Annotated in this window: 8 protein-coding genes; 5 read left to right on the top strand and 3 right to left on the bottom strand. The window is 44.0% G+C overall.

Annotation, left to right across the window (positions count from 1 at the left end; translation table 11 throughout):
* From ACEW8S_RS19075 to ACEW8S_RS19065, 3 genes are all read left to right on the top strand, one after another.
* Window positions 1-1388: toprim domain-containing protein (locus ACEW8S_RS19075; protein WP_373519696.1), on the top strand; the 1388-nt coding region annotated here is incomplete at its 5' end.
* A 45-nt stretch (window positions 1389-1433) separates the two neighbouring features.
* Window positions 1434-4343: a DNA gyrase/topoisomerase IV subunit A gene (locus ACEW8S_RS19070; protein ID WP_373519695.1), complete on the top strand. Its 2910-nt coding sequence runs from the start codon at window positions 1434-1436 to the stop codon at window positions 4341-4343.
* A gap of 76 nt (window positions 4344-4419) precedes the next feature.
* Window positions 4420-5376, top strand: coding sequence for a sterol desaturase family protein (locus ACEW8S_RS19065; RefSeq protein WP_373519694.1), 957 nt, complete (start codon window positions 4420-4422; stop codon window positions 5374-5376).
* Window positions 5377-5487: 111 nt separating this feature from the next.
* On the opposite strand, the gene ACEW8S_RS19060 is transcribed toward ACEW8S_RS19065, so the two are convergent.
* The 3 genes from ACEW8S_RS19060 to ACEW8S_RS19050 all read right to left on the bottom strand — a co-directional run bounded on the left by ACEW8S_RS19060 (window position 5488) and on the right by ACEW8S_RS19050 (window position 7086).
* Window positions 5488-6261, bottom strand: a complete 774-nt coding sequence (locus ACEW8S_RS19060) for a cupin domain-containing protein (protein ID WP_373519693.1) — start codon at window positions 6259-6261, stop codon at window positions 5488-5490.
* Between the two features lie 31 nt (window positions 6262-6292).
* Window positions 6293-6631, bottom strand: a complete 339-nt coding sequence (locus tag ACEW8S_RS19055; protein ID WP_373519692.1) for a DNA topoisomerase IV — start codon at window positions 6629-6631, stop codon at window positions 6293-6295.
* Between the two features lie 77 nt (window positions 6632-6708).
* On the bottom strand, window positions 6709-7086 hold the full coding sequence (locus ACEW8S_RS19050; protein ID WP_373519691.1) for a helix-turn-helix domain-containing protein: 378 nt from the start codon (window positions 7084-7086) through the stop codon (window positions 6709-6711).
* A 289-nt stretch (window positions 7087-7375) separates the two neighbouring features.
* Here ACEW8S_RS19050 and ACEW8S_RS19045 point away from each other — a divergent pair, with 289 nt between their 5' ends.
* Together ACEW8S_RS19045 and ACEW8S_RS19040 are read left to right on the top strand one after the other, a co-directional pair.
* Complete coding sequence (locus ACEW8S_RS19045) at window positions 7376-8491, top strand: M14 metallopeptidase family protein (protein WP_373519690.1); 1116 nt, start codon at window positions 7376-7378, stop codon at window positions 8489-8491.
* A 171-nt stretch (window positions 8492-8662) separates the two neighbouring features.
* On the top strand, window positions 8663-9145 hold the full coding sequence (locus tag ACEW8S_RS19040) for an Lrp/AsnC family transcriptional regulator (RefSeq protein ID WP_373519689.1): 483 nt from the start codon (window positions 8663-8665) through the stop codon (window positions 9143-9145).
* The last annotated feature ends 110 nt before the right edge of the window (window positions 9146-9255 follow it).

The raw sequence follows: 9255 nt of genomic DNA, 5'->3' as shown, positions 1-9255 counted from the left end.
GGCGGGGTACCAAGATCACCTTTATTCCCGATGAGGCGATTTTCAAGAAATACAAGTACCGCAACGAATATGTGGAGCTGATGCTCAAGAACTACGTCTATCTCAATCCGGGACTAACGATTGTTTTTAACGGGGAAAAGTTTTATTCGGATAACGGACTCAAAGATCTTTTGGAGGAAAACAACAATGTCGAGGATATGTTATATCCGGTCATCCACCTGAAAGGGGATGATATCGAAGTGGCACTTACCCACAGCAAGACCCAGTACAATGAGGAATACCATTCTTTCGTAAACGGTCAACATACCACTCAGGGCGGTACGCACCAGTCCGCTTTCCGGGAAGCATTGGTGAAGACCATCCGCGATTTTTATGGTAAGAACTATGATGCCTCCGATATCCGGAAGTCCATCATTTCCGCTATTTCCATCAAGGTGATGGAGCCACTCTTCGAAAGTCAGACCCAGACCAAGCTCGGCTCGACGGATATGGGCGGGGAATTTCCCACAGTACGGACCTATATCAACGATTTCATCGGGAAGTATCTGGACAATTACCTGCATAAAAACGCTGCGACAGCGGACAAGCTGCAGCGCAAGATCGTCATGGCGGAGAAGGAGCGGAAAGAACTGTCCGGTATTCGGAAACTGGCTCGGGACAGAGCCAAAAAGTCCAACCTGCACAATAAAAAATTGCGGGACTGTAGGGTGCACCTGGAGGATATGAAAAACGACAGGCGTCTTGAAAGCACGCTTTTCATTACCGAGGGCGATTCTGCCTCGGGGTCGATCACAAAATCCCGGGACGTAAATACCCAGGCCGTTTTTAGTCTAAGGGGCAAGCCCCTGAACTCCTACGGCATGTCCAAAAAAATCGTATACGAAAACGAGGAGTTCAATTTACTGCAGGCCGCGCTGAATATCGAGGAATCGATGGAGGATTTGCGGTACAACAATGTTGTAATCGCTACGGATGCCGATGTCGACGGTATGCATATCCGATTGCTGCTGATTACTTTCTTTCTACAGTTTTTCCCCGAGCTGATCAAGGAAAACCATCTGTACATTTTACAGACGCCCTTGTTCCGTGTCCGAAATAAGAAAGAAACGATTTACTGCTATAGCGAGGAGGAGCGCAGGAATGCGATGCAAAAACTGTCCGGAAAACCTGAAATTACCCGATTTAAGGGATTAGGGGAAATCTCGCCGGACGAATTCCAGCACTTTATCGGAGATGATATTAGGCTGGAGCCGGTAATGTTGGACAAGGCCATGTCAATCGAACAACTACTTAAATTCTATATGGGTAAAAATACGCCCGATCGGCAGGAATTCATCATTGAAAACCTTAAAGTAGAAGTTGACCTGATCGAAGGAAACCAATTGTAAACCTGCCTTCCGAAAGGTGGCATACCATAATACGAGTCTTTTTGAATGGATGAAAATGACGAACTGAACTTCCCTGCCGGAGAAGAAGGGGAGGAGGAAAACCAAAACCCGTCTGCCGGAGACGAACGCCTGCCTGCCGGCGAGGAGCGTACTTCGGCTGATGATGAAGACATTTCTGGCGATCAGCTTGAAGATACCCCTATCGAAACCTTAGGTCAAAATACCGAAGACAGCGAGCCGCAAGACGCCCTGACCCGCGTGTCCGGCATGTACAAAGATTGGTTCTTGGACTATGCCTCGTACGTAATCTTAGAACGTGCCGTTCCCGCTATCGAAGACGGCTTTAAGCCCGTGCAGCGCCGTATCATGCATTCGCTCAAGGATCTCGATGACGGTCGGTACAACAAGGTCGCGAATGTCGTTGGCCATACCATGCAGTATCACCCGCATGGTGATGCCAGTATCGCCGATGCCATGGTGCAGATCGGACAAAAAGAGCTGTTGATAGATACCCAGGGCAACTGGGGCAACATTCTGACCGGCGATAGTGCTGCCGCTTCAAGATATATCGAGGCGCGGCTTTCCAAATTTGCCCTAGAGGTAGTATTCAGCCCCAAAATCACTGAGTGGCAACAATCGTACGACGGACGGAATAAGGAACCGGTCAACCTTCCGGTGAAATTCCCACTACTTCTGGCGCAAGGGGCAGAAGGTATTGCGGTTGGACTTTCTACCAAAATCATGCCCCATAACTTTTTAGAGCTCATAGATGCCTCCATAAAGCATCTGGAAGGTAAACGTTTCAAGCTGTTTCCAGACTTTCCCACTGCCGGTATCATCGATGTGACCCATTACAAAGAAGGCTTGCGGGGCGGTAAGATACGCGTACGGGCCAAGATAGCCCAGCACACTAAGACCACTCTGATAATAAGTGAGATACCTTACGGAACTAATACTTCTACTTTAATTGAATCCATCTTAAAGGCGAACGACAAGGGCAAGATAAAAATCAAAAAAATTGAGGATAATACGGCTGCGGAAGTGGAGATAGTGGTCCACCTGCCGCCGGGAATTTCTCCCGATAAAACCATCGATGCACTCTACGCCTTTACGGCCTGTGAATCGTCGATTTCTCCCCTTGGCTGTATTATAGAGGACAATAAGCCCCTATTTATCGGCGTGACCGAAATGCTGCGGCGTTCTACGGATGCTACAGTCGATTTATTGCGGCAAGAGCTAGAAATACAGCTCGCCGAATTGGAAGAACAATGGCATTTTGCATCCCTGGAGCGCATTTTTATCGAAAACCGTATCTATCGCGATATCGAGGAAGAGGAAACTTGGGAGGGCGTCATCGCCGCTATTGATAAAGGCCTGAAGCCGTTTACCAAAAACCTGAGACGGGCCGTGACCGAAGAGGATATCATCCGCTTGACGGAAATCCGGATCAAACGGATATCCAAGTTCGATTTGGACAAGGCCCAGCAAAACCTCGAGAACCTCGAGCAGAAAATCGCAGAGGTCAAGCATCATCTCGCAAATTTGGTGGCCTATGCCATTGCGTATTTCGTCGGATTGAAGGAGCGCTACGGGAAAGGCCGAGAACGGAAATCCGAAATCCGCATGTTCGAGGATATTGAGGCCACGAAGGTCGTGATCCGCAATACAAAACTTTACGTCAACCGCGAAGAAGGCTTCGTGGGCACGTCTCTAAAAAGGGAGGAATATGTGACGGATTGTAGCGATATCGATGATATCATCGCCTTTACCAAAGAGGGGAAGATGATGATTTTTAAAGTCGACTCCAAAGTATTTGTGGGCAAGGGAATTATTTACGTCGCCATTTTTAAGAAAAAAGATAAGCGTACGATCTATAATATGGTGTATCGCGATGGCAAAAGTGGCGGCACGTACATCAAACGCTTTAATGTCACCAGTATTACCCGTGAAAAACTGTACGATGTCGGCAAAGGAAAGCCCGGTACAATCGTATACTATTTTTCCGGAAACCCCAATGGCGAGGCGGAAACCGTAACGGTGAACCTACGCCAGTCGGGAAAAATCAAAAAATTGAAGTGGGATATCGATTTTGCCGATGTGCTCATCAAAGGCCGGAACACTAAAGGGAATATCGTTTCCAAATATCCTGTAAAGCGAATCGAACTCAAAGAAAAGGGACTTTCGACCCTAAAACCCCGTAAGCTCTGGTTCGACGAGACGGTGCAACGCCTTAACATCGATGACCGCGGTGAGTACATGGGTGAATTCCGAAGTGGGGACCGCCTGCTGATCGTCAACCAGAGCGGACTAGTAAAAACGGTGACGCCGGAACTGACCCTACGTTTTGACGAAGACATCGTCATTCTTGAAAAATGGATTCCCGAAAAGCCGCTGTCAGCCATTTATTGGGAAGGTGAGAAAGAACTTTTTTATGTCAAACGATTTCTGATCGAGAATCCAGATAAGGAAGAAAACATCCTCACCGACCATCCCAAATCATATCTAGAGCGATTTTTGACCGACTATTTACCCCGGGTTGAAGTCGTTTTTGCCAAGAAGCGTGGCCAGGAGCGGAAAGATAACTGGGTATTACATCTCGAGGAATTTATTTCCGTAAAGGGCATCACGGCCATGGGCAACCAATTGACCAAAGATAAGGTGTTGGAAATAAACGGACTGTCCCCTTTACCCTACGAACCGCCCGAACCGACGAAAACTGAGGACATCGAAGTCGTTGAAGAAGAAAGTGTTGATGAAGAAAATGTTGATGAAGTTGGGGAGAAGGAAGGTGCCGAAAAATGGATTTCAGATTCCCAATCCGACCAAGAGCAGGCAGATGACGCTTCATCATCGCATAATCCCCCAGAGAAGAAGCCTAACGATACACCGACAGGTAAATCCCCAAAAAAACCAAAAAAGGATGCCGGTGATGATCAGCCGACATTGTTCGATTGATCCGGAGCATTGAATAAATGTTGAAATAATCTTAAAGCGTCCAATAATACCTATCTTTGGCGAAAATTGACTTTGAATGGATTTTACGAACCCCTTGGTTTACGGCGTACCCTGTTTTATTGCCTTTATACTTTTAGAGCTCACCTATAGCCATACCCACGGCGATGAGGACCTTTATGATTGGAAGGATTTGTTGGCCAGTGGCGCCATGGGCGTCGGCTCGGCAATCTTAGGGCCGTTGATCAAGGTCACCCTTCTTATTGTAATATTCACGCTCACCTACGAATTCTTTAACCCGGAGATTGATGGCGTCCGTACCAATATTATGGGCTATGAATCCTTCGGATATGCGTGGTATGTATGGTTGCTCTGTCAATTGGCCGACGATTTTACCTATTATTGGTTCCATCGGGCCAATCATGAGATACGCATTCTTTGGGCCGCACATATCGTACACCATTCCTCGGATAACTTTAATTTGGGAACCGCCGTACGCAACGGATGGTTTACACTATTGTATAAGCCTTTCTTTTACATGTGGATGCCCGCTATTGGCTTCCCGGTGGAAATGGTCGTGGTCGCTTTGGCCATTGAATCGCTCTGGCAGTTTCAATTGCATTCCAAATATGTTCCCAAAATGGGATGGGTCGAAAAAATCTTCAATACCCATACGATGCATCAGGTGCACCACTCCCAAAATGTGGAGTATCTCGATAAGAACCACGGGGGATTTCTAAATTTCTTTGATAAAATTTTCGGCACATGGAAAGAGCTAGATGACGATGTTGAGGTAAAGTTCGGGGTCATTCACGCGCCAAAATCCTATAATCCGATCGTGATATTGACCCATGAGTTCAAGGATATTTGGACCGATGTCAAAAAGGCAGACAAATTCTGGCACAAATTCATGTATATCTTCGGCCCCCCGGGATGGAGCCCGGATGGTACTACCTTGACCGTTAAGCAGCAACAGCGTCTATTTCGGGAGCAGAAAGCCAAGAATCCCGGGATGGCCTATAGTCGACCGAATTGAACCATGGAAGCGCAATTTTTTGCGTTTTGCACCCTAATACAACCTATAGACGTGCTATCTGCGATCTCTATGCATCCCTATTTCACCGTCAATGTCTACAAGATTATTTTTTTATTTCCATTTAAAAGCATAATATCGGCAAGGGTTTTCCCCAATATTCGATATGCCGTGTATTTCGTTGGATTTTACAAAAAACAGATCACCTTTTGTTCCTTGATATGCCTCCCCGTTTATAGTCATTTCCGCTTCGCCTTCCACAACTATGATGATCTCTGATTCCACATGGGAATGCGGTTTATGGCTAGGGCCTTTACGGTCTAATTGTGTGACATGCATTTCAAAGTATTCGCACATGGCCGTTGGGCGTTCGAAATATGATATAGATTGTCCTTTGCCTGTCTTTTCCGGTTTCAGGTCGTCAAAATTGATGGACAGCGGTCCACCGGCCTCTTGTCCCCTTTGGATATCCATATCTTTTTTTGACGTAAACATCATGATATAATAGGTCAGCGGAACGTCTCCGACATTTTCCATGGACTGTTCCGTCAAAGGCGGAATCAGACCGACACTTCCCTCGGGCAGCACATCGCTTTTCCCGTTCATCGTCAGCTTTAGTCTGCCTTCCTTTACGATCACCAATTCCTCTATATTTTTCTGGGTATGTGGGGGAGCGGGTTTGGCTCCCTTATCTTGCGTTGTGGCATGTATTTCCAAAAAACTAAAATGAGGTGAACTACCTTCCATAATTTTACGGCCAACGCGCTGATTACCTTCCTTCGTGGGTAATTCTGCCCATTTGTATATTCCGGAATCGACTTGCTTCAACTGTGCCATACCGATAAAACCCATATTTGTAACTAAAAATAACAACAGTAATCGTTTCATTTGTAATAATTTAAACGAGCTTAGAAAAAAATTACTTACCACTGATCACTGCCGTCCCTCTTGATTTCCTGCTTTGTCCGACAATACCATACTCGAACGTATAGGAATCATCGGTCGTGGACAGAATTTTCATGTGAACGGACTTTTCCTCGGCTTTATTTGTGGGATTTATTTTTTTTACGACGTATTCGCAGTCGTTGATCCATCGTACGGCAGAGGTATCTACTTTTCCTTCGAAATAATCGATTTCTAGGGTATCGTTACGGACGAAAGTTGTTGTTTTTTCTTCGCCATCGACGATTGTGGTAAAGGAAAACTCTCCGTTTTTGACCGTTTTACAATCCCTTTGGGGCTGGTAGCACGAAACCATACTAACTAAAAGAGGGCAGCATAAAAGAATTTTTTTTATCATCCCTGCAAAATAATGAAATTCCACGAGTATAACCACTATTTGCTATCGTCGTAGGCTTCAAAACTTCCGTCGGAATAGAAAATTACGATTCGCTCAATAGTTTTCCCTGGATTTTTTATTTCTTGGATATTAGTTTCATCAGATTTTGCAGACGGATGGGGTGTTGGGGAAACTTTCCCAGAAGTTTCCGAAGGAAATGTTCCTTTGCCATTCAACAACCAGTACAGATTTACTTCGGGAAAGTTCTTTATCACTTTCAGCACAAATTCCAGACTTGGTTTATTGCGTCCAGATAAGAGGTGAGAGATACTGGAGCGTTGCACTTGAATCTTATCGGCAAAAGCAGAGGCGTTAAGATCGTAATATTGGAGCAAATGCTCAAGACGCTCAATAAAATCAGAACTGTTTACCATTGTAAAAATTTGTCTGATAAATATACTAAAACTAGAAATACACCCCTTTAATAGTTATAAAAATTAACATAAAAAATAGGAGTAATTGTTTAGTTAAATTATGTCATAATATTGATTTATAATTATATGGATTGAAATTTATCTAGGAACATTATTTTTTCATTTTCTACGCTTACAATTGTAAAAAACACAAATACCAATAGTATATTCGTTTACAAAAGTGAATAATTTGTGTTTACAATTGTAATTTATATAGCAATTACTTTTGTGGCGTGAATAAAACCTGCCGATGACTCTAGAACAATCCGAGTACCTAGCCATAAAAGAAAAATCCGTACTGGGGCGTTACGTGGTGAATAAGAATATTGAAGGATTTCTCGAAAAAATAAAAGGGAAATTTGAAGTTAAGATGGTGGGCAAATCCGTCCTCGGACTTCCGATAAGAAGTATCGTAATTGGAACTGGACCAATAAAGATTTTGATGTGGTCGCAAATGCATGGCAATGAGTCCACCACGACAAAGGCGGTTTTAGATTTGATCAATTATCTGGATTCCGACCTTCCTAAAACCCAAACCATTCTGAAAAGTTGTACCATTACGATTATTCCCATTTTAAACCCCGATGGTGCCGCAGCTTATACCCGCGTCAATGCCAACGCAGTCGATTTGAACCGGGATGCACAGCAAAGAACCCAACCGGAAAGCAGGGCATTGCGAAACGTATTCGATGGGTTTCAGCCGGATTACTGCTTCAATCTACACGATCAGCGCACGATATTCAATGTTGGCGATGCCTCGAAACCGGCTACAATATCCTTTTTGGCACCGGCGCATGATGAAATAAGAAGCGTTTCCCCAACACGTTCGGTAAGTATGAAGCTCATAGTGGCCATGAACATGATGGTACAAAAACAGATACCCGGGCAGGTTGGAAGGTACGACGATACCTTTAACGCCAACTGTGTAGGCGACGCCTTTCAGATGACCGACACACCGACTGTCTTGTTCGAAGCGGGACATTATGCTGACGATTACGATAGGGAACGGACTAGGGAATATATTTTTCAGGCCTTAAGGACCGCATTACATGTGATAAGCGACGATAAAGTTTCAGAAGTGAACCCATCGGACTATTTTCTGATTCCTGAAAATCAAAAACGATATTATGATATATTGATCCGTAATGCCCACATCATCGCTCCATCATTAAAAAAAGGGGATGCTATCGGCATTCTTTACGTTGAGACCTTAAATTGTGGAGCTATAGATTTTGTGCCAAAGATCGATAAAACGGGCAGTCTGGATGGATATTATGGTCATAAAACATATAATTGTCTGATCGATAGTGAATTAAAGGCGCTTAAGGGACATTCGACTTTCGCTAAACTTCTGTCCACATTTTAGACTTTTCTTTAAAAGCCTAAAATTATTACATTTCTGTTAAAAAATATTGTGTTTTCATACATATTATTTCTTAATTTTCTATTTTTGTCACGAATACGTATTCAAAAAAAATCCTAGTCTTCGAAAGGTTTTTTAAAGCATAGTGTAAGAAATAATAAATAGATAAGTATCATGGCAGGAAAAGTAAAACTAGACGAAATCGACCACCAGATTCTGGATATGTTGATTGAAAACACCAGAACACCTTTTACCGATATTGCTAAAAAACTGCTTATCTCGGCAGGCACGGTCCACGTGAGGGTAAAAAAAATGGAGGAAGCCGGTATCATTCGGGGTTCTTCGCTCACTTTGGACTATGTGAAATTGGGATATGCCTTTATTGCCTATGTCGGTATTTATTTGGAAAAGACGCACCAGACCAAATTCGTGATGGAGCGCTTGGAGCAAATTCCGAACGTGACCATTGCCCATATTACCACGGGCAAATTCAATATCTTCTGTAAAATAAGGGCCAAGGATACGAACCATGCCAAGAATATCATCTTTATGATCGATGATATCGACGGTATTAATCGAACGGAAACCATGATTTCATTGGAAGAGAGCTTCAATGATAAGAAAAGGCTGATGCACATGATATTTAACGAGCTTTGATACAGCTATTTTGACATACCCGATAAAAACACCGATCCCGAATGTAATCTTTCGGGATTTTTTATAGCTTCGCATATACATAGAGGGATCGTTCAAACTGACAGCGTCGC

The organism is Pricia sp. (assembly GCF_041745955.1).
Taxonomy (GTDB): domain Bacteria; phylum Bacteroidota; class Bacteroidia; order Flavobacteriales; family Flavobacteriaceae; genus Pricia.
The sequence above is the reverse complement of the archived record's forward strand: the minus strand, read 5'-3'. Positions and strand labels throughout refer to the sequence as shown.

What these genes read in the sequence shown, in the direction of transcription:
- ACEW8S_RS19070 (WP_373519695.1), top strand. Translation starts at nt 1,434, where the DNA reads ATGGATGAAAATGACGAACTGAACTTCCCTGCCGGAGAAGAAGGGGAG.
- ACEW8S_RS19065 (WP_373519694.1), top strand. Translation starts at nt 4,420, where the DNA reads ATGGATTTTACGAACCCCTTGGTTTACGGCGTACCCTGTTTTATTGCC.
- ACEW8S_RS19050 (WP_373519691.1), bottom strand. Translation starts at nt 7,086, where the DNA reads ATGGTAAACAGTTCTGATTTTATTGAGCGTCTTGAGCATTTGCTCCAA.
- ACEW8S_RS19040 (WP_373519689.1), top strand. Translation starts at nt 8,663, where the DNA reads ATGGCAGGAAAAGTAAAACTAGACGAAATCGACCACCAGATTCTGGAT.
- ACEW8S_RS19060 (WP_373519693.1), bottom strand. Translation starts at nt 6,261, where the DNA reads ATGAAACGATTACTGTTGTTATTTTTAGTTACAAATATGGGTTTTATC.
- ACEW8S_RS19055 (WP_373519692.1), bottom strand. Translation starts at nt 6,631, where the DNA reads ATGGTTTCGTGCTACCAGCCCCAAAGGGATTGTAAAACGGTCAAAAAC.
- ACEW8S_RS19045 (WP_373519690.1), top strand. Translation starts at nt 7,376, where the DNA reads ATGACTCTAGAACAATCCGAGTACCTAGCCATAAAAGAAAAATCCGTA.